Source organism: Kribbella sp. NPDC051587 (genome assembly GCF_044453945.1).
In the GTDB taxonomy this organism is placed as follows: domain Bacteria; phylum Actinomycetota; class Actinomycetes; order Propionibacteriales; family Kribbellaceae; genus Kribbella.
The window spans coordinates 54619-72737 of sequence record NZ_JBITDE010000010.1 but is presented as its reverse complement, the minus strand read 5'-3'; the positions used below and the strand labels follow the sequence as shown (position 1 = coordinate 72737).

Genomic DNA, 18119 nt, shown 5'->3' with positions numbered 1-18119 from the left:
TGGGGAGTCGGTCCGGGTCTGGCTATCCTGATAGTTGTGCCCTTGGATACCCGGTCTTCGGATCGACTCTGAGGTAACTGCGGCCCTGACCCTTGGCGTTGCCGCGCCGTGGGTCGGGGCCGTTCTCTTACAGTCCTTCTGGTGGCACCGCCTTCATCCAGGCAAACTCCTGCCCGAAGTACTTGACCGGGTCCCGGAGCTGCTCGTTCGGTGAGACGCCCGTCTCGGCGAAGGTCTTCCAGGCCATCCGCCAGAACCCCGACTCGCCCAGACTGTCCGAGCGGATCTCCTCGGTGAGCCGATGCACGTAGGCCGACTCGGCCTTCAGTAGCGCCAGCCGGAACTCCGACTCGACCCAGAAGACCCGCGGGAAGTCCATCGACTCCATGTACTGGTGCGCGGTCTCGACCTGCTCGATCTCCGCGTCGACCGCCTTGATGCGCTCGACCAGGAGCTCGACCACCCGGTCCGGCGGCAGGCCTGGCATGTAGGCCAGCCCCGCCTCAAGAGGGTGGTACTCCCGGGCCGGTGAGCCGATCAGCTCGCTCAGCCAGTCCTGGAACTCGGCCGTGCCCGCCTCGGTGAGCCGGTAAACGGTCCGCTCCGGGCGGTTGCCGTCCCGGATCGTCTCCTGCGCCTCGATGAAGCCGTTCTTCTCCAACGCGCCCACGACCGAGTACAGCGAGCCGTAGTTGAGCTTGATGCTCGAGTCCTTGCCGCGCGTCTTGAGCAGCGTCGAGATCTCGTACGGATGCATCGGGCGCTCGGTCAGGCTGCCCAGCACGGCGAACGCCAGTGGGTTCGCCACTTTGCGTTTCGCCATCACAGCTCCCTCGATCTCGGTTATTCGAGATCGAGTATTAGCTCACGGGTATCCGATGTCAAGTATTGAGCCACGCGACCGCGCGGAACCCGAGCCGCCGGACCGGCTTGCGTGCGGTCAACAGCCGGTACGCCGGTTGTTCGACGTACTTGGTGAGCAGCCAGGCGAGCAGGATCGCCGCGGCGACGGCACCGACGATCTGGCCGAGCCGGCCGACGCCGAGCGTCATCAGGTGCCAGGCGACCAGGTAGCCGAGCTCCTGGTTCAGCAGGTAGATCCCGAACGAGATCTTCGCCAGGAACTGGATCGGTCGCCGTACGGGCTCGAACACCGTCCAGTCCGGTCCGCGTGCGGCGCCGGCGACGACGATGAGCAGCACGCCCATCCCCAATGAGGACGGCCAGTCCTGCGTCTGCGCGTGGTGTGCGAACACGGTCGCGACCAGCAGCGCGGCCAGGTGCGGCGTACCAATGCGGTGTTTTGTCCACAGCCAGAGAGCGATGCCGATGGCGAACAACTGGAGCCGGTGGATGCCGAAGCCGTTCCAGATCTGGATCACCCACTGCGGGCTGTTGGTGATGCGGTCGTTCCACTGCAGGATCACCGGCGCCAGGATCATCACCCAGAGCAGGACGGTGACCCGCTGACCGGAGAGGGCGCCGCGCGGCCAGAGGATGGCGGCGACGGTGAAGGCCATCAGCTGCAGCGGCAGCGTCCAGTAGGACCCGTCGATCATCCGCACGGTCGGGTCGAACGAGCTGGCCAGCGTGAGGTTGCCCCACAGGTCATGCGGCGTGGGCAGCGTCCACTGGCTTGGGCCGAACAGCACCAGCGCCGTATAGGTGATGACAACAGCAGCCAGGTACGGCGGGATCACCCGCGCGTAGCGCCGTCGCAGCCAGTGCAGGGTGGACCCGTCCTTCCGGACGGTCACGCAGACGAAGTACGCGCTGATCACCAGCAGAACGCTGGCGCCGACCTGAAAGGGATGCGGAGTGAGCGGAGCACCGAGCTCCGGATGCAGATAAGGACCCATGTAGGTCGTGTGTGTGAACATCACGGCCGCAACAGCGAGGACGCGGACTACATCCCAGCTCAAACGGCGCGCGGAGGTTTCCCGGGGCGGGGACGGCGTGGACACAGAAGCTCCAGCTTGGCTCGACTCGCCGAATCAGTTTCGGCCGTGTCCCCCCAGTACCCGTTATCCCCCCGTGACACTTCAGAGATCCTAGTGGGACTGCCCCGGGTGGTTGCAAATCGTGTGGATCACGTCACGCTGTGGTGCGGAACGTGCGCCGATAGTCCTGCGGCGGTACGCCGACCACGCGCCGGAAGTGGTGCCGCAGCAGCGCCGCCGTCCCGAAGCCGGACTCCGAGGCGATCTGCTCGATCCCCATCCGGGTCTGCTCGAGCAGGGTGCGGGCGCGCAGGACTCGCTGGGTGGTGACCCACTTCAGCGGGGTGGTCCCGGTCTCGGCGACGAAGCGCCGGGCGAAGGTCCGCTCCGACATCTGCGCCTGACGGGCCAGGGCCGGCACGGTGTGATCGACGGTCAGGTTGTCGACCATCCAGTCCAGCACCGGCTGCAGGCTCTCGCCGGATGACTCGGGCACGGGTACCTCGACGTACTGGCGCTGGCCGCCGTCTCGTTGTGGCGGGACGACCATGCGGCGGGCGATCCGGGTGGCGACCGCGCTACCGAGCTCACGTCGTACCAGGTGCAGGCAGGCGTCGATCCCGGCCGCGGTACCGGCGCTGGTGATGATGTTGCCGTCGTCGACGAACAGCACGTCCGCATCCAGCTTGGCCAGAGGGAACTGCTCCTCGAACTGCTTCACGTAGCGCCAGTGCGTAGTGCATGGCCGGCCGTCCAGCAGTCCGGCCGCTCCGAGCACGAAGGCGCCCGAGCAGACCGTCAGCAGGATCGCCCCGCGCGCCTCGGCCCGCCGCAGTGCCTCGAGGATGCGCTCGTCGTACGCGTGCCGCCAGGTCGTGGCCGGCAGCGCGATCAGGTCGGCGTCCTCCAGCTCCTCCAGCCCGTACGGCGCGATCACCGCCGAATGGGTGCTGGTGGACATCGGCTCGCCCGGCCGGGTGGAACAGACCTTGAAGTCGAAGGCCGGCACCCCGTCGTCGGTGCGGTCGAATCCGAACACCTCGGAGACCACACCGAACTCGAACAGGGCCACGTCTTCCATCAGGACAACGGCGATCTTCCGCAGCATGGCGCCAGTATGGCAGAAAGTTGATGGAGTATGTCAAAAGTGCCAATTGTGGCGGGATCTAGTTGGTAGCAAGATTACTGCCATGAACGGAATCGTGGTGATCGCAGTACTCGTACTGGCCCTGATCGCGGCCCTCGAGGTCAGCCACCGTCGGCACCCCGCCGACCTGGATGGCACGACCGACGACCGTGACCTGGCCCGGACCAAGCTGGACCTGCTCGCCCTCGGCGCGTCGGCCAAGCCCTTCACCCACAAGCCCACCACCACCGAAGCCTCGGTACGGCGGATCCACGCGGCTCGTCTGGTCCACCCCGGACGTCACGCGGCGTGACTTTGGTCTACTCGTGAACCAACCGTCGGGTTGGCTGATCTAAGCACCTCAAGATCACGCTCTCGACGACGAGGAGACACGTTGATGCAGCGCAGGACGTTCCTGCAAGGACTGGCGGCGGCAGCGGTAGCCGCGCCGGCGGCGACACTACTGGGGCAGCAGGACGCGGTGGCGGCCACGGACTATTACGTGGCCACCACCGAGCAGACCAAGAACAAGGTGCTCGTCTTCCCGAAGAGCAAAGCGTTCACCGACGCGAACGTGCACTGGAGTTTCACTCCGGGCGGCGGTGCGTGGGCCAACCTGAGCGACGTGAAGATCCGTGCCACCGAGGCGCAGGGCTGGATCGCCCTGGTCGTCGCGTCCGGCGGCAAGGCCGGCATCGTCGACATCGGTAGCGAGAAGCACACCGAAGGCAACGACCTGAAGTGGAGCGCGACGCCGGGTGGCAACCCGCATGCGATCGAGCGGGTACCGGGGAACGGCTCGGTCGTCGTGGCGAGCTCCGACGGCAGACTCACGCTCTACGCACCGACCAGCGTCGGCAACCTGGGCAGTCTGAAGCAGGTGCAGACGGTCGACTACGCCGGAGCACACGGAGTGCTGTGGGACCCGACGTACAAGCTGCTCTGGGTGGTCGGCCAGAACCGGTTCAGCCACTATGCGGTGATGGGCAGCGGCCGGAACACCCGGCTCAAGTACGCCGCCCACTTCAGCCTCGGCAGTGGCAACCTCGGGCACGACCTGCAGCCCGACTTCACCAACAAGCACAAGATGCTGATCACGGCCACCAAGGGCATCTACGAGCTGCTCACCGACGGCGGGACCTTCCGCAGCCGCAAGATCTCCTCGGAGACCAAGGTGAAGTCCTACGTGAAGCACTCGTCGGGCGAGGTCGTCTCGATCCGCGGCGACGGCACCCAGCCGCGCGACTGGGCCAACAAGACGATCCGCTTCTCGCAGTCCGCGGATCGCTCGCGGGCGGGGGCGCAGTTCTACAAGGCCCGGATCTGGACCACTGCCTTCGAGTAGCCCTTTCGGGCAAAACCGATCGAACCCCACCGCCCGGCTGTGCCACAGTCGGGCGGTGACCGACTACCGCGAGATCAACCGAGCCAGCTGGGACGAGCGAGTCCCGGCCCACGTCGCATCACCCGGCTACCACGTGGCCGAGTTCGAGAGTGACCCGTCGTACCTGAGTGAAGTGGTGCGCTTCGACCTGCCGCGGCTCGGCGACATCACCGGGCTGCGCGGCGTGCATCTCCAGTGCCACATCGGCACGGACACCGTGTCGCTGGCTCGGCTCGGTGCGCGGATGAGCGGACTGGACTTCTCGCCGCCCGCAATCGAAGCAGCACAAGGACTCGCCGACCGGCTCGGCCTAGAGGCCGACTTCCACGTCGGCGATGTGTACGACGCGGTCGAGGTGCTCGGCGCAGCGCAGTACGACCTCGTTTACACCGGCATCGGCGCGCTCTGCTGGCTCCCGGACATCAACCGCTGGGCGCAGACCGTCGCTGGCCTGCTGAAGCCGGGCGGGCGGCTCTTCATCCGTGAGGGCCACCCGATGCTGTGGGCGCTGGAGTCGGTCGATCGCGAGATCGCGCTCAAGTACCCGTACTTCGAGATGGCCGAGCCGCTGGTCTTCGAAGAGGGCGGCACGTACGTCGAGACGGATGTCGAGTTCACGGTGAACACCACCCACGACTGGAATCACGGGCTCGGCGAGACCATCACCGCGGTGCAGAACGCGGGACTGGTGTTCGATTCACTCGCCGAGCACGACAGTGCGCCGTGGTGTGGTCTGGACGGTCTGATGACCGTGGACGGTGCCGGTGAGTGGCGTCTCACCGACAACCCCGAGCGGCTTGCGGCGACCTACACGTTGCAGGCGCACAAGCCGTGATCAGTGCGCGCGGCGCTGCTGGACCTTCTGGAACGCCTGCTTGATCTTGGCCTGGTTCTCCGGCTTGCTCAGCTCGCGCTGCGCGACCTGGACCACCTTGGCGACGACGGCACCCTTCACCAGCGTCTTGATAAAGCCACCCATTGTGGGCCTCCCTAGTTCGTTGACATCGACGGTAGCCGGGTGCACAACCCGTTCCCATGGGTGATAACCCGAAACTGTCCCTGGGATCAGGCACACTGGGTGGGTGCCTGAGTTGCCGGAGGTCGAGTCGCTGGCGGTGTTCCTGCGGGAACGCGCGGTCGGCCATGCGTTCGTGCGCGCGGACATCACCGCGATCAGCGCCCTGAAGACCTACGACCCGCCGGTCTCGGCGCTGGTCGGTCTGCTGATCGACGACGTCCAGCGGCACGGGAAGTTCCTGGACTTCTCGGCGCAGGGCGTGCACCTGATCATCCACCTGGCCCGCGCGGGCTGGCTGCGCTGGCGGGACGAGCAGTCCACCACCCTGGTCCGGCCCGGCAAGGGCCCGATCGCGCTGCGGACGGCGTTCGACGACGGGTCCGGGTTCGACCTGACCGAGGCCGGCACCCAGAAGAAGCTCGCGGTGTATGTCGTTCGCGACCCGGCCGAGGTGCCGGGGATCGCGCGGCTCGGACCGGAGCCGTTCTCGCTGTCCATCGAGGAGTTCGGCGCGATCCTCAAGCAGGCCGGGCGCGTGCAACTGAAGGGCGTGCTGCGCAACCAGTCGATCATCGCCGGGATCGGCAACGCCTACTCCGACGAGATCCTGCACGTGGCGAAGATGAGCCCGTTCAAACCGGCGTCGAACCTGGCCGACGACGAGCTGAAGATCCTGTACGACGCGATGCGGTCGACGCTGCAGGACGCGGTCGACCGGTCGGCGGGTCTCGCCGTACAGGACCTGAAGTCGGAGAAGAAGTCCGGGCTGCGGGTGCATGGGCGGACCGGCCAGAAGTGCCCGGTCTGCGGGGACATCGTCCGCGAGGTGAGCTTCGCCGACTCTTCGTTGCAGTACTGCGCGACCTGTCAGACCGGTGGCAAACCACTGGCCGACCGGCGGCTGTCCAAGCTGCTCAAGTAGTTCCGGAACCACTGAGACCTTGACAGCGGGAAAACGCCTTCCGACAGTTAGGAAAGTTTCTTAACTATCGGAGGTGTGCACGATGCGTATCCGCCCCATCGCATTTGCCCTCGCAGTGATCGGCAGTGCGCTGCTGATTCCCACGATCGCGACCACGGCCAGCGCGGCGACCACGTCGTACGAGGCCGAGAACGCGACCCGGACCCAAGGCGTGGTGGAGTCCAACCACGCCGGGTTCACCGGCTCCGGGTTCGTCAACTACGACAACGTGACCGGCTCGTCCGTCACCTTCACCGTGAACGTCGGCGCCAGCGGCAACGCCTCGCTCGCGTTCCGCTTCGCCAACGGGACCACGGTGAACCGGCCGATGACGATCGCCGTCGACGGTACGACGGTCGCGACGCCGCAGTTCGCGGGGACCGGCGACTGGACGGTCTGGAACACCGCCACGGTGAACGCGAACCTCTCCGCGGGTTCGCACACGGTCAAGGCCACCGCGACCACCGCGAACGGCGGCCCGAACCTGGACTCGCTGACCGTCACCGACTCCGGTGGTGGTGGCGGTGCACCGACCGCGGCCGAGCTGTTGGCCAAGGTGACCAGCTGCAGCCAGATCTCCAACGGCCTCTACAAGACCGACTCCGAGCTCAGCCCGACCATCCCGGTCTGCGGCAAGAACGGCGCCGTGTTCTGGAAGGCCGACATGGATGTGGACTGTGACGGTCTGCGCACCACGCAGTGCAACGAGAGCACCGACCCGTGGTTCCAGCCGGACACGGCCTTCCACACCTCGACGGGTCAGCCGCTCAACGCGGCCCAGCTCCCGTACGTCGTCGTACCGAGTGCGAGCGGCATCTGGAACTACCAGAACTTCCAGATCGCCGGTGGCGGTGTGGTCGCGATGATCTACAACAACCAGGTCAAGTACGCCGTCGTCGGCGACACCGGCCCGACCGACATCATCGGCGAGGCGTCATACGCGTCGGCCGTTGCCCTCGGCATCAACCCGGACCCGGAGAACGGTGGCAGTGACGGTCCGGTCACCTACATCGTGTTCAAGAACTCGACGATCAACCCGATCGAGAGCCAGAGCCTCGCCACCTCGCGCGGTCAGGAGCTCGCCCGGACCTTCATCAACAACAACTGAGCAGCGAAACGGCGGCCCCCGGTGGGGGCCGCCGTCGTCAGGATCCGAGGATCACTTGTCGAGCTGGGTCAGCTGGCTGATGCGGCTGAAGTCGACGACACCCTCCGGCGAGCCGTGGAAGCCCTGGAAGTTGTAGGCCGGCAGGGTGCGGTTCGCCTTCTGGTCGGTCTCGGTCCGGGTGGTGACACCGTGGCGGTCGGCCACCTGGTCGATCACCGAGTGGCGCGAGGCGTTGGCGAAGTCACCGGCGACACCGAAGCCGTCGTACGAGTACGGGAACGCGTAGGCGGCGTACCCGTCGTGGTCACGGCGCACGATGGACGAGTGCCGGTCACCGGCGATCAGGCTCGAGCGGTGGTCGGCGAAATCGAGCGACGGGTCGCCGGTGACGGCGCCGGAGTGACCGGCGATCGTCTGGCTGGAGGCGGACTCGTCGGTGACGATCTTGCGAACGGTCCGGTGCTGGTTCGCGACCTCGGTGGCCCGCACCGTGCGGGACGCCTGCTGGGAGGTGACGAAACCGCTCACGCCGTCGAACCGGAACGGTGCCGACAGGGAGCCGGTCGTCGCCTGGTCCGAGATCAGCGTGTACCTGCCGTGCCGGTCGGTCTGGCCGAGGAACGAACGGCGGTCGCTCAGCTCCGCCTGCGGGTCGGCTACCAGCCGGCCCACCTCGACGCCCGCACCGGTGTGCGTCGCACGCTCGTCGGACCGCTCTTCGGTGCGGCTGCCGTGCTTGCCGGTCGACTTCTGCTTGCTGTAGTCGAGCGAGTAGGTGTCCGACCAGCCCTGGGCCTTGAGGCCACCGAACGAGATCGGCAGCGAGCCCGCCGCGTCGGTCGCCGAATGCGAGAAGATCGAGCTGTTGCCACGCCGGTCGGCGGAGCCGCCGGCGACCTGGCGGGTGTCGAGGCTGCCGTTCGGGTTCAGCGTGATCGAGCCGGTCTCCAGCGAGCCGCCGGTCTTCGATCCGCGGACGGTACGGCGCTCACTGACCGACGTACCGTGCTTGTCCGAGCGGGTGACCTTCTCCGCGCTCGTCGAGGTCTCCTCGTGCTGACCGGTGAGCTTCACGCCGCCGATGGAGACCGGCGCCTGGACCGAGCCCTGGGTGTGCTGAGACTGCTTGCCGCTGACCGCACCGTCGGAGCGGTGGGTGGTCGAGCGGGTGACGCTCTTCAGCGTGGCTGCCGGGTCGGCGGTGATCTTGCCGGTGCTCAGGCCGATCGAGTCCTTCGTGGACTTCGTCGACTGCTTGGTGCTGGTGGTCGTGCCCTGCTTGCCGGTGTGCGAGACCGTCGAACTGTGGCTGGACGAGGACGAGCTCTGCACGCCCAGGTCGATCGACCCGATCTCGATCGGTGCGGAGGCCTTGCCGCCCAGGAGGCCCTCGTCGTGCGCTGTGCCGGTGTCGGCGTGTGCGGCTGCCGCGCCGGCGAAGAAGAGGCCACCAGCCACTGCGGCGGTGCTGAGGGATCGCTTGACCCACACGTTCATGAGGAATTGCCTTCCGTTCGTTGCTTCGGTGGCGGCGTGCCCGGAGGTACGCCGGTGGTGCGCGCGATGCAACGAGTGGACTAGTCGGGCGTGGTCCCCGGGCGGTCGGAAGGGTGCGGGCCGAGCGGCTCCGACGTCGGGAGGACGACGCCGGTGCGGCCGAACCGCTGGTCGACCGGCTGCGGAAGGACTGCGTACTTCTTGGAGCCGAAGCTGTTCGAGCTCGAGGAGGTCAGCTGAGCCGATCCGTCGGGTACGCCGGGCTGGTGCGGAGCCGGTGCCGGGAACGAGCCGCGGCCGCGCGGCACCTCCGTACGAGGTGCCGACGCACCTGGTACGACGGCAGGAGCTGAATCGCGAGTCGGCACCGCCTTGGGCGCGACCGCCGGTCGAGCGCCTTCTGCCGGAACCGGCTTCACGCTCGGCCGCGCAGCTCTGGAGGCCAGCGGCTGAACGATCGGGCGGACGACCTCGTCAGGCTGCGGCCTCACCAGGGGCCTGGCGACGCCACCCACCAACGGCTTCAGCACGGGACGCGCCACTGGCCGCACCAGCTCACGCGCCAACGGCTTGACCACCGGACGCACGACGTCACGCACGATCGGCCGGACGACGTCGCGCAGTACCGGCGTCACGACCGGACGGACGACATCGCGGACCACCGGCTTCACGGCCGGTCGAACCACGTCGCGGACCACCGTCTTCGTGACCGGCCGGACCACGTCGCGCAGTACCGGCTTCACAACCGGGTGAACCACGTCGTGCACCACTGGTGTCACGACCGGACGGACGGCGTCGCGCAGTACCGGCCTCGTGACCGGGCGGACCACGTCATGTGCCACTGGCTTCACGACGGGGCGGACGACATCACGCACGACTGCCGCCGTACCGGAGGGAGCCGGGGCGGCGGCAGCGTGGGAGGACGAGAGGATCAGGGCCGCGGCACTTCCCGCGAGAGCGCCACCCAGGACGAGGGCGCAACGACGCAGAACGGTCATCCGCGGCACCTCCCGGGTCGGCTGGTCTGCTCCTGACAACGATGCCTTCGGAGCGAGCAGCCGATCGGATGGGTGCTAAGTGGTCATCTGGTCGAACATCGTCTTCACGTCACCGGAGTTCGGTGTCGCGAGCAACGTCGGCGTACCGCTGGTGGTCCGGCGTGAAGTCTCCGCGAAGACGTAACCCAGGTTGGCGTCGATGCGGTCCTTCATCCATGGGCCGCCGCTGGCGCCGCCGTTCATGCTGCAGGTGAGCGCCGCATCGGTCGAGCCCCACGCGTAGGTGTTGCCGTCGCAGTAGTACGGGACCTGGCCGTTGTACGGCGGCTCGGCCGGCCAGCCCCAGATCCGGGTGTTGGCCTGTGCGCGACCGTTGCCCCAGACCAGTCCGTTGCCACCGACCGCGTCGACGACGTTGACGTTGTTGCGCTTCTGCAGCGTGATGAACGCCTGGTCGTGGCTGAAGTCGCTGCTGTTGATCCACGAGTTGAACGTCCGGGCGTTGCTCCAGTTGTAGGAGCCGTAGCCGGATTCGCCGTTGTAGTAGGCCGGCGCGAACCGGAAGTTCGCGTGCCAGCCGCCACCCGCGCCGTCGTGCACACAGTGCCCGGCGGTGATGATCAGGTTCTTGTAGTTGTTGTTGATCGTCGACGCCGAGCAGACGTAGTTGGCGCTGCCGATCGTGAAGAACAGCTTGCCCGCGCTGCTCGGGACCGGGTCGGCCAGCGTGCCGTTGCCCTTCGGTCCGACCGGGTGCGAGGCGACGCCGCTCGAGTTGTCCACGGCCTTGCCCTGGGTGCCTTTGGCGCCCGACGGCAGGTCGTAGGGAATGGCGTTGGCCATCTTCTCGGCGGTCCAGTAGTCGGTCTTGCTCTGGGCCGGGGCCTGGATCGACGTGGTCGCGGCCTGTGGTGCCGCTGCCGGAGTGGACGGCGGTGCGGCGACCGCGGTGGCCGCCGCGCCACCGCTGATCAGGGCGCCGGCGACCAGTAGCCGGGCGAATCTGGGCATGGGGTTACGCATGAAGTGACTCCTCTGTCGGGGCGGAAGTAGAGTCCGATCGGTGACTGATTCGACAGCCCCGATCACGCCCAGTACAAAGGAAGCGCTCTCATTGGTCAACGTCTCGTCTGTGAACCATTGTGAGATCTGACATCATCGACCCATGCCCCAGAATCAGCAGATCCCTTCGGTCGTGGTGGCCGAGCTCGACGACGCGCTGCTCGCGGAAGCCTTCGTCCTGGACGTGCGCGAACCCGACGAATGGGCCCGTGGCCACATCGACGGCGCCGTGCACATCCCGCTCGGTGACCTGCAGGAGCGGGTCGGCGAGGTGCCGAATGACCAGAAGATCCTCTGCGTCTGCGCGGTCGGCGGCCGGTCCGGGATGGCCACCCAGTTCCTGAACTCGGTCGGTCGCGACGCGATCAACCTCGACGGCGGGATGCACGCCTGGGAGACGCTCGGCAAACCGGTCAGCACCGACTGATCACCTGAAGTTCGGGAAGAAAAGCTTCCACTTGGATGCCGGTGACGTTACTTTGTCACCGGCAATCGATCTGTGGAGGCTCCCGTGCCGCTCGTCCGTCCTGCCTGTACGGCGCTCGCCGTCGGCGGTCTGCTCGCCGCCATCACTCTGTCCCCGGCCCACGCCGCTCCCGGTACCGGACTGGCTGGTGACGGCGTGGTCGCCAGCCGCCAGGACAGTCCGGTGGCGCCCGGCGTCACCTACACCTCGTTCGAGCGGCTCGACCCCAAGGGCTGGTTGCGCGGCGACCTGATCTCCACCGACCTCGACAAGCACGGCGTGACGGTCGACTACGTCAGCACCGGCAAGGTCTCGGGCGGCGCGCCGCTGAGCCAGCAGCTGGCCCGCAAGGGTGCGATCGCCGGAGTCAACGGCGACTTCTTCGACATCAACGACACGACCGCGCCGCTCGGCGTGGGGATCGAGCAGGGCGGCCGGCTGATCAACGCGCCGGCGGCCGGGCATAACGACACCGCGGTGATCGGCAAGGATGGCCTCGGCCAGATCGCGCAGCTCTTCCTGCAGGGCACAGCGACCGACGATGACGCGGTCAAGCTCGCCCTCACCAACCTCAACTCGCCCTCGGTGGACTCCGGCGGCATCGGTCTCTACACCCCCGAGTGGGGTGACGTCGCCCGGACCCGAACCGTCGACGGACTGCCCACCGTTCGAGAGGTCATCCTCCGCGACGGCGTGGTCGTCTCGTCAGCCGCAGCACCCGGTACGACGGCCCTCGCGGCGAACGAGCAGGCGTTGATCGGTCGCGAGGCCGGGGCTGACGCGCTCACCGCCTTCGAGGTCGGCGACAAGGTCGACGTGAAGTACGGACTGCGGCCGGATGCGTCGAAGGTCGCGGTCGGGATCAGCGGGAACGTTCAGCTGGCGAAGGACGGCGCGGTACCGGCCGACGTACCGGATGCGGACCTGGCACCGCGGACGGCGATCGGGTTCGACGCCGACGGGAGCCGGATGATCCTGCTCACCGTCGACGGCCGGGCGACCGGATCGCGCGGGCTGTCGCTGAAGGAGATGGGTCAGCTGATGATCGGCCTCGGGGCCGACGACGCGCTGAACCTCGATGGTGGTGGCTCGTCGACGATGCTGGCCCGGTCGGCCGGCGATGCTGCCCCGAGCGTGGTCAACGACCCGTCCGACGGTGCCGAGCGCGTGGTGCCGAACGGACTCGGGCTGATCCCGGTCAAGGGATCCGGCCGGCTCAAGGGATTCCGGATCGAGGCAGCCGGTACGGCGGCCGAGGACGCGGATGCCGATCTGTCCCGCAGCTCCCGTGTGCTCAGCGGGTTGAGCCGCGTGCTCACGGCAACCGGTCACGACGAGACGTACGCGCCGGCGACCGGTACGCCGTACTGGTTCGGTGGCAGTGCTGTCCGGGTTGATCAACAGGGCGTGGTGACTGGGCGGCGGGCCGGTGACGTGGTGGTCACGGCGGCGCGCGGGTCGGCGAACGGGAGGTTCCCGATGACTGTGCTGGGTGCGCCGATCCGGTTGGCGCCGTCGAGTCGTCAGGTGTCGCTGGCCGACTCCGCGGCGAAGGGGTTCTTCGAGGTCGACGGGTACGACGCCGATGGATTCGCGACGTGGGTCGAGCCACGGGACGTCAAGCTGAGCTACGATCCGGCGGTTCTCAAGGTGGTTGCTAAGGGCAAGGGTTTCGAAGTGAATGCCCTGAGCAACGAAGCCGTGTCGGCCGTGGTGACCGCGACGGTTGGCAAGTTGAGCACCCAGCTCAGTGTCACGGCCGGGCTGACGAGCACGGTGGTGGACGAGCTGGATGATGTGACCAAGTGGGCGGCGAACGCCGTACCGGCTGGTGCTGCGACGGTCACGCGGTCCGCGGCCGAGGGGCATGATGGTGGACAGGCGATTGCGCTCGACTACTCGCTGACAGGCAGCACGGCGACGCGGGCGGCGTACCTGTCGCAGACTCCGCAGCAGACCCTGCCTGGCCAGCCGCAGAAGCTCGGCGCCTGGGTGTACGGCGATGGCAAGGGCGCGTGGTTGCGCGCCAACGCTTATGACGCGGCGGGTGGATCGGCGCAGACGCTGAACCTGGCGTCGGCGGTCGACTGGACCGGCTGGAAGTACGTCGAGGCGGACATCCCGCCGGGGCTGACGATGCCGCTGCGGTTCTGGCGGATCTACGTGGTGGAGACGGTGCCGACGCGGCAGTACGCCGGCCGGATCGTCATCGACGACCTGACCCTCCGCAGCGCGCCGCCGGTCACGCTGGCGCCGCCGGCCAAGGTGGTCGACCCGATGGTCGTCACGGACGGAACCGTCACGGGTGGCGGGCGCTGGCGGTACGCGGTGATGTCGGACGCGCAGTTCACCGCCGACGACCCGAACTCCGACTACGTGAAGCAGGCCCGGCGGACGATCCGGGAGGCGCTCGCGCAGCACCCGGACTTCCTGATCATCAACGGTGACTTCGTCGACCGGGCGTTCGGTCCGGACATCGCGCTGGCCAAGAAGATCCTCGACGAGGAGGTCGCCGGCAAGGTGCCGGTGCACTACGTACCGGGCAACCACGAGAGCTACGGGCCGGGCGACCTGTCCGAGTGGACCAAGGTCTTCGGGGCGCCGACCAGCACGTTCGACCACAAGGGCACCCGCTTCGTACTGCGGGATTCGTCGCTCGGTTCCTTGCGGGCCGGCGGGTTCGCCCAGATCGCCGATCTGCGCGCGCAGCTCGACGACGCGGCACGGAACAAGTCGATCCAGAACGTCGTCGTGATGGCGCACCACCCGATCGACGACCCGTCGCCGACGCAGAACTCCCAGCTCGGCGACCGCAAGGAAGCCGCGCTGATCGTCAAGTGGCTGGCCGACTTCCGCGCCCGGACCGGCAAGGGCGCCGCGTACATGGCCGCCCACGCCGGCACCTTCGCTGCCACTCGCACCGATGGAGTGCTGCTGCCACTGACCGGGAACTCCGGGAAGAGCCCGGCCGCAGCGCCGGACGCCGGCGGCTTCACGGGCTGGGCCCTGGTCGGCATCGGTCGGGAACCCAACTGGATGCAGCTGGAGCTCAGGCCGCACGTGGACACGCTCGAACTCGCCGTTCCCCCGACACTCCGTCGCGGCGCCACCGCGCCCGCCGCGGCAACCGTCGTACAGGATGGCCGTCGGGTCCCGGTCAGCTTCCCCGTCTCGGCCGACTGGCAAGGCGACCGCCAACTCCACATCGGCCCTGCCAGCACTGCGCCGTTCTGGGCCGTAGCTTCGTATGACCCAGCCACCGGCCAGCTCACCGCCTTCCGCCCCGGTACAGCGCAGCTAACAGTCACTGTCAATGGTGTCAGCACGTCAGCAGCAGTGAAGGTCACCTGGTAGCTGCGCGTGCCCGCAGGCCCAAGGCTGGTGGGTATGACGGAGACACGGTGGACGCCGCGGTTGCAGATACTCGTGGGAGCCGTCTCGATCGTTTTCACGGTCGGGACGGCGCTGCAGAACTTCTGGATCGTCAACCACGAGACGCTGGTGCGGATGATGGTGCTGGCCGGCCGGACGGAGGCTGACGCGGAGGCGGGTGCGCCGGGGTTCCTCACCGGCTTCCGGATCGTCGGCTGCCTCTACATTGTCGGCAACGCCGCCGGGATCCTCGCTCTGCGCCAACAGAAGCAGACGTGGCTGTTCTGGCTGGTGCTCGCGGTCAACGTCACTCAGGCCGTCGGTGTGCGGGCCGTTCCGCCGGAAATGTTCGAGGCCTCGATCGATCGGTTCGGTCCGGTCGGCGCGCTGCCGTCCCTCGTGACCGACGGCGGCGCAGCGCTGCTGTCCCTGGTGCTGCTGGGCTTTCTGATCAAGACCAGAAGGCCGTGGGCTCAGCATCCAGTAGCGTCTGCTGCGTGACCTCATTGATCGTTCCGCGCCCCCTGCAAGCTGGTGACCGGATCGCCGTCGTGGCGCCGTCGGGCCGGATCCGGTCGGAGCGCCTGGACCAAGGCACCGAGTACCTGAAGGCGTGGGGTCTTGAGGTCGAGATCATGCCGTCGGTGCTCGCGGGGCATGAGCGGTTCGCTTATCTCGCGGCTGAGGACAAGGCGCGGGCTGCCGACCTGCGGGACGCGTGGTTGGACGAGCGGTTCGCTGCGGTGTTCTGTGGACGTGGCGGGTACGGCGTGCAGCGGATGCTGGAGGCGGTCGACTTCGACGAGCTGGCCGCCGTACCGAAGTGGTTCGTTGGCTTCAGCGACATCACAGCGCTGCACGAGCCGCTGAACGCGCGCGGACTCGTGACGATCCATGGGCCGATGGCGGCTGCTGTTGAGCAGCTAGGTGTGGAAGAGGGGCGTGCTCGGGTTCACGACCTGCTGTTCGAGCCTGAGCGGGTCACCGACCTACTCGCACCGCGTGGTGCGCGCACGCTGGTCGGTGGCGTTGCAGAAGGCGTGCTGCGCGGTGGCAACCTCGCACTGCTCGCCTCCAGTATCGGTACGCCGACGTACGCGCCACCCGTTGGTGTCGTCGTACTGGAGGACGTGAGCGAGCAGGGCTACCGGATCGACCGGCTGCTCACGCAGCTGCTGCGGTCCGGGTGGTTCGACCAGGTGACGGGGATCGTGGTCGGGGACTTCAGTGAGTCGGACGACCAGGGGCTCGCGGCCGATGTCGTACGGGAACGGCTTGAGCCCCTGGGTCTTCCGATGGTGGAGGGTGCGGCGATCGGCCATGAGGACCTGAACCTCGCCGTACCGCTCGGGCTGCCGGTCCGGCTGGACGCGACAGCCGCGACGCTCACTCCGCTGTGGCCAGGTGCTGCCGCAGGAAGCTGAAGGCCCGCGGGTAGGCGTCGAGCTTGTTCTTGAGCTTGGCCAGGCCGTGGCCCTCATCCGGGTAGACGGCCAGCTCGCAGGGCACGTTGCGTTGCTCGAGTGCTGCGCTGATCTGCTCTGCCTCGGACAGCGGCACCCGCGGGTCATTGGCGCCGTGGATGACGAACAGCGGTGCCCGGATGTCGTCGACCCGGCTCAACGGGCTCGCGGACTCCAGGAACTCGCGGTCGGTCGCGAGATAGCCGTACTCGCGCTCACGCGTCGCGCGGCGGTAGTCGGACGTGTTCTCCAGGAAGGTCACCAGCGAGGCGATCCCGACGATGTCCACACCGGCCGCCCACAGCTCCGGCTGGAAGGCGAGACCGGCCAGCACCATGTAACCGCCGTACGAGCCGCCCCACAGGACTGCGCGGCTCTGGTCGGCGCCGATGGTCGGGAGCCAGGCGTGGATCGCGGCCAGGTCCTTCACCGAATCCAGTCGCAGCTCGCGGTCGTCCAGCGAATACCAGCGCTTGCCGTACGCCGCTGAGCCGCGCACGTTCGGCACGATCACCGTGTGGCCCTCGGCGGCCAGGGCCGCGATCACCGGCTGCCAGACGCGCATCGCCGCGCCCTCAGGTCCACCGTGGATGTGCAGCACGGTCGAGCCCAGGTCGGGTCCGGTCGGTCGGAAGACGAAGACCGGCACCTGCTCACCGTCGAAGGACGGCACTCGCAGGCTTTCCGGCAGCGTCAGCTTCGGCACCTCAGGCATCCCAGGAGCCGGTACGGCGACCACCTCGCCCGTGGCCGGGTCATAGCGATGCACCGTCGGCGGGGTGGTCGGGGAGTTGTAGGTGAATGCGACGAACGACCCGTCCGGCGACCAGACCGGGTCGGGAGTCGTCATGCTCAGCGCCGCGCAGCCGCCGGGCGGTAGGTCCAGGCGGTTGATCTCCGAGCCGTCGGACAACCGGCATGTTGACAGTGACACCTCACCATCGTCGACAATCGCCACCAGCAGCTGCTCGCCGTCGGGCGACACCCAGCCGGCCAGGTCGCGATCGTCCGCCAGTAGGTCGCTCCACACCGCTGTGCTCACGTCGTAGCGGCGCAGGGCCTTCCGGTCCCGGTCCGCGTCTGTCGACGCCACGAACGCGGAGGAGTCCGGCAGCCAGGACACCTGGCCCTGGTCGTTGTGTGCATCGGCCGGAGTGAGCTCGGTGACCGCCTGAGTGGCGGTCTCGACGAGCAGGAGTTGGAAAGAGTTCGCCGGGACGGTGGCCACGGTCAGCACGACCCACTGGTCGTCCGGGGACGGGCTGACTCCCATGACCCAGCCACCGCCGTCGTACAGCACCGTCTCCGCGCCGGTGGCGAGGTCGCGCGCGATCAGGTCGAAGTCGACCCGGTTGCGCCGGTTGGTCGTGTAGAGCACCCGGCCGGGCTTCGCGGCGACCAGGTGGTGGAGGTAGTCGAGGTCGTGCACGAGCGGGGTCAGTGTGGGCAGCCCGGGCTCGTCGAGGTCGAGGAGCGAGAGCTGGCCGCGCTCGTTGCCGCCACTGTCGTGCTCGACGACCACCAGCCGGCTGTCCGGCACGAACCGGGCGTTGCGGCAGGTGTCAGTGAGGTCGGTGAGTGGGCGCCAGGCACCGTCCGGAGTGATCTCGTTGACCTGACGGACACCGGTGCCGTCGTACAGGACGAGCACCCGGCCCTCGTCGTTCACGTCGAGAGCCATGGCAGCGGGCAGTGAGAGCAACGTCGTCAGCACACTTCATCCT

At 67.9% G+C, this 18119-nt stretch carries 17 protein-coding genes; 9 read left to right on the top strand and 8 right to left on the bottom strand.

Features of this window, described 5'->3' with window-relative positions; all coding sequences use genetic code 11:
• Nucleotides 1-127: 127 nt before the first annotated feature.
• The 3 genes from ACIA49_RS29840 to ACIA49_RS29830 form a co-directional block, all read right to left on the bottom strand.
• The gene (locus tag ACIA49_RS29840) at nucleotides 128-823 is read right to left on the bottom strand and encodes a PadR family transcriptional regulator (RefSeq protein ID WP_396380920.1); all 696 of its coding nucleotides are present in this window, start codon (nucleotides 821-823) and stop codon (nucleotides 128-130) included.
• A gap of 58 nt (nucleotides 824-881) precedes the next feature.
• Nucleotides 882-1964, bottom strand: a complete 1083-nt coding sequence (locus ACIA49_RS29835) for an acyltransferase family protein (protein WP_396380919.1) — start codon at nucleotides 1962-1964, stop codon at nucleotides 882-884.
• A gap of 130 nt (nucleotides 1965-2094) precedes the next feature.
• Nucleotides 2095-3048, bottom strand: coding sequence for a GlxA family transcriptional regulator (locus ACIA49_RS29830; protein WP_396380918.1), 954 nt, complete (start codon nucleotides 3046-3048; stop codon nucleotides 2095-2097).
• A gap of 82 nt (nucleotides 3049-3130) precedes the next feature.
• Between ACIA49_RS29830 and ACIA49_RS29825 the strand changes: the two genes are divergently transcribed.
• The 3 genes from ACIA49_RS29825 to ACIA49_RS29815 all read left to right on the top strand — a co-directional run bounded on the left by ACIA49_RS29825 (nucleotide 3131) and on the right by ACIA49_RS29815 (nucleotide 5285).
• On the top strand, nucleotides 3131-3379 hold the full coding sequence (locus ACIA49_RS29825; RefSeq protein WP_396380917.1) for a hypothetical protein: 249 nt from the start codon (nucleotides 3131-3133) through the stop codon (nucleotides 3377-3379).
• 84 nt (nucleotides 3380-3463) lie between these two features.
• Nucleotides 3464-4411 (top strand): DUF6528 family protein, encoded by a 948-nt coding sequence (locus ACIA49_RS29820; protein WP_396380916.1) that lies wholly within the window; start codon nucleotides 3464-3466, stop codon nucleotides 4409-4411.
• A gap of 55 nt (nucleotides 4412-4466) precedes the next feature.
• Nucleotides 4467-5285, top strand: coding sequence for a class I SAM-dependent methyltransferase (locus ACIA49_RS29815; RefSeq protein ID WP_396380915.1), 819 nt, complete (start codon nucleotides 4467-4469; stop codon nucleotides 5283-5285).
• Here ACIA49_RS29815 and ACIA49_RS29810 read toward each other — a convergent pair whose 3' ends face one another.
• Nucleotides 5286-5429, bottom strand: coding sequence for a hypothetical protein (locus ACIA49_RS29810; RefSeq protein WP_391544312.1), 144 nt, complete (start codon nucleotides 5427-5429; stop codon nucleotides 5286-5288).
• 103 nt (nucleotides 5430-5532) lie between these two features.
• Here ACIA49_RS29810 and ACIA49_RS29805 point away from each other — a divergent pair, with 103 nt between their 5' ends.
• Together ACIA49_RS29805 and ACIA49_RS29800 are read left to right on the top strand one after the other, a co-directional pair.
• Entirely contained in the window at nucleotides 5533-6390 is an 858-nt protein-coding gene (locus ACIA49_RS29805) for a DNA-formamidopyrimidine glycosylase family protein (protein WP_396380914.1), read from the top strand.
• A gap of 82 nt (nucleotides 6391-6472) precedes the next feature.
• Nucleotides 6473-7537, top strand: coding sequence for a glycoside hydrolase family 75 protein (locus tag ACIA49_RS29800; RefSeq protein WP_396380913.1), 1065 nt, complete (start codon nucleotides 6473-6475; stop codon nucleotides 7535-7537).
• A 51-nt stretch (nucleotides 7538-7588) separates the two neighbouring features.
• On the opposite strand, the gene ACIA49_RS29795 is transcribed toward ACIA49_RS29800, so the two are convergent.
• The 3 genes from ACIA49_RS29795 to ACIA49_RS29785 form a co-directional block, all read right to left on the bottom strand.
• The gene (locus tag ACIA49_RS29795) at nucleotides 7589-9034 is read right to left on the bottom strand and encodes a hypothetical protein (RefSeq protein WP_396380912.1); all 1446 of its coding nucleotides are present in this window, start codon (nucleotides 9032-9034) and stop codon (nucleotides 7589-7591) included.
• Between the two features lie 80 nt (nucleotides 9035-9114).
• Nucleotides 9115-10032 carry a hypothetical protein gene (locus ACIA49_RS29790; RefSeq protein WP_396380911.1) on the bottom strand — a complete coding sequence of 306 codons (918 nt, stop codon included), beginning with the start codon at nucleotides 10030-10032 and terminating at the stop codon, nucleotides 9115-9117.
• Between the two features lie 75 nt (nucleotides 10033-10107).
• The gene (locus ACIA49_RS29785; RefSeq protein ID WP_396380910.1) at nucleotides 10108-11055 is read right to left on the bottom strand and encodes a trypsin-like serine peptidase; all 948 of its coding nucleotides are present in this window, start codon (nucleotides 11053-11055) and stop codon (nucleotides 10108-10110) included.
• A 142-nt stretch (nucleotides 11056-11197) separates the two neighbouring features.
• Between ACIA49_RS29785 and ACIA49_RS29780 the strand changes: the two genes are divergently transcribed.
• From ACIA49_RS29780 to ACIA49_RS29765, 4 genes are all read left to right on the top strand, one after another.
• Complete coding sequence (locus ACIA49_RS29780; protein ID WP_396380909.1) at nucleotides 11198-11521, top strand: rhodanese-like domain-containing protein; 324 nt, start codon at nucleotides 11198-11200, stop codon at nucleotides 11519-11521.
• Between the two features lie 84 nt (nucleotides 11522-11605).
• Nucleotides 11606-14914, top strand: a complete 3309-nt coding sequence (locus ACIA49_RS29775) for a phosphodiester glycosidase family protein (RefSeq protein WP_396380908.1) — start codon at nucleotides 11606-11608, stop codon at nucleotides 14912-14914.
• 33 nt (nucleotides 14915-14947) lie between these two features.
• Nucleotides 14948-15433 (top strand): hypothetical protein, encoded by a 486-nt coding sequence (locus tag ACIA49_RS29770; protein WP_396380907.1) that lies wholly within the window; start codon nucleotides 14948-14950, stop codon nucleotides 15431-15433.
• Nucleotides 15430-16356 (top strand): LD-carboxypeptidase, encoded by a 927-nt coding sequence (locus tag ACIA49_RS29765; protein ID WP_396380906.1) that lies wholly within the window; start codon nucleotides 15430-15432, stop codon nucleotides 16354-16356. Before ACIA49_RS29770 ends, ACIA49_RS29765 begins: the two co-directional genes overlap by 4 nt.
• On the opposite strand, the gene ACIA49_RS29760 is transcribed toward ACIA49_RS29765, so the two are convergent.
• Entirely contained in the window at nucleotides 16319-18109 is a 1791-nt protein-coding gene (locus tag ACIA49_RS29760) for an alpha/beta fold hydrolase (protein ID WP_396380905.1), read from the bottom strand. The two genes, ACIA49_RS29765 and ACIA49_RS29760, sit on opposite strands and share 38 nt — an antisense overlap.
• Nucleotides 18110-18119: the final 10 nt, after the last annotated feature.

Excerpts from the sequence above, each read along its gene's own strand:
- ACIA49_RS29840 (WP_396380920.1), bottom strand. The coding sequence starts at position 823 with ATGGCGAAACGCAAAGTGGCGAACCCACTGGCGTTCGCCGTGCTGGGC.
- ACIA49_RS29830 (WP_396380918.1), bottom strand. The coding sequence starts at position 3,048 with ATGCTGCGGAAGATCGCCGTTGTCCTGATGGAAGACGTGGCCCTGTTC.
- ACIA49_RS29825 (WP_396380917.1), top strand. The coding sequence starts at position 3,131 with ATGAACGGAATCGTGGTGATCGCAGTACTCGTACTGGCCCTGATCGCG.
- ACIA49_RS29820 (WP_396380916.1), top strand. The coding sequence starts at position 3,464 with ATGCAGCGCAGGACGTTCCTGCAAGGACTGGCGGCGGCAGCGGTAGCC.
- ACIA49_RS29810 (WP_391544312.1), bottom strand. The coding sequence starts at position 5,429 with ATGGGTGGCTTTATCAAGACGCTGGTGAAGGGTGCCGTCGTCGCCAAG.
- ACIA49_RS29800 (WP_396380913.1), top strand. The coding sequence starts at position 6,473 with ATGCGTATCCGCCCCATCGCATTTGCCCTCGCAGTGATCGGCAGTGCG.
- ACIA49_RS29795 (WP_396380912.1), bottom strand. The coding sequence starts at position 9,034 with ATGAACGTGTGGGTCAAGCGATCCCTCAGCACCGCCGCAGTGGCTGGT.
- ACIA49_RS29790 (WP_396380911.1), bottom strand. The coding sequence starts at position 10,032 with ATGACCGTTCTGCGTCGTTGCGCCCTCGTCCTGGGTGGCGCTCTCGCG.
- ACIA49_RS29785 (WP_396380910.1), bottom strand. The coding sequence starts at position 11,055 with ATGCGTAACCCCATGCCCAGATTCGCCCGGCTACTGGTCGCCGGCGCC.
- ACIA49_RS29780 (WP_396380909.1), top strand. The coding sequence starts at position 11,198 with ATGCCCCAGAATCAGCAGATCCCTTCGGTCGTGGTGGCCGAGCTCGAC.
- ACIA49_RS29770 (WP_396380907.1), top strand. The coding sequence starts at position 14,948 with ATGACGGAGACACGGTGGACGCCGCGGTTGCAGATACTCGTGGGAGCC.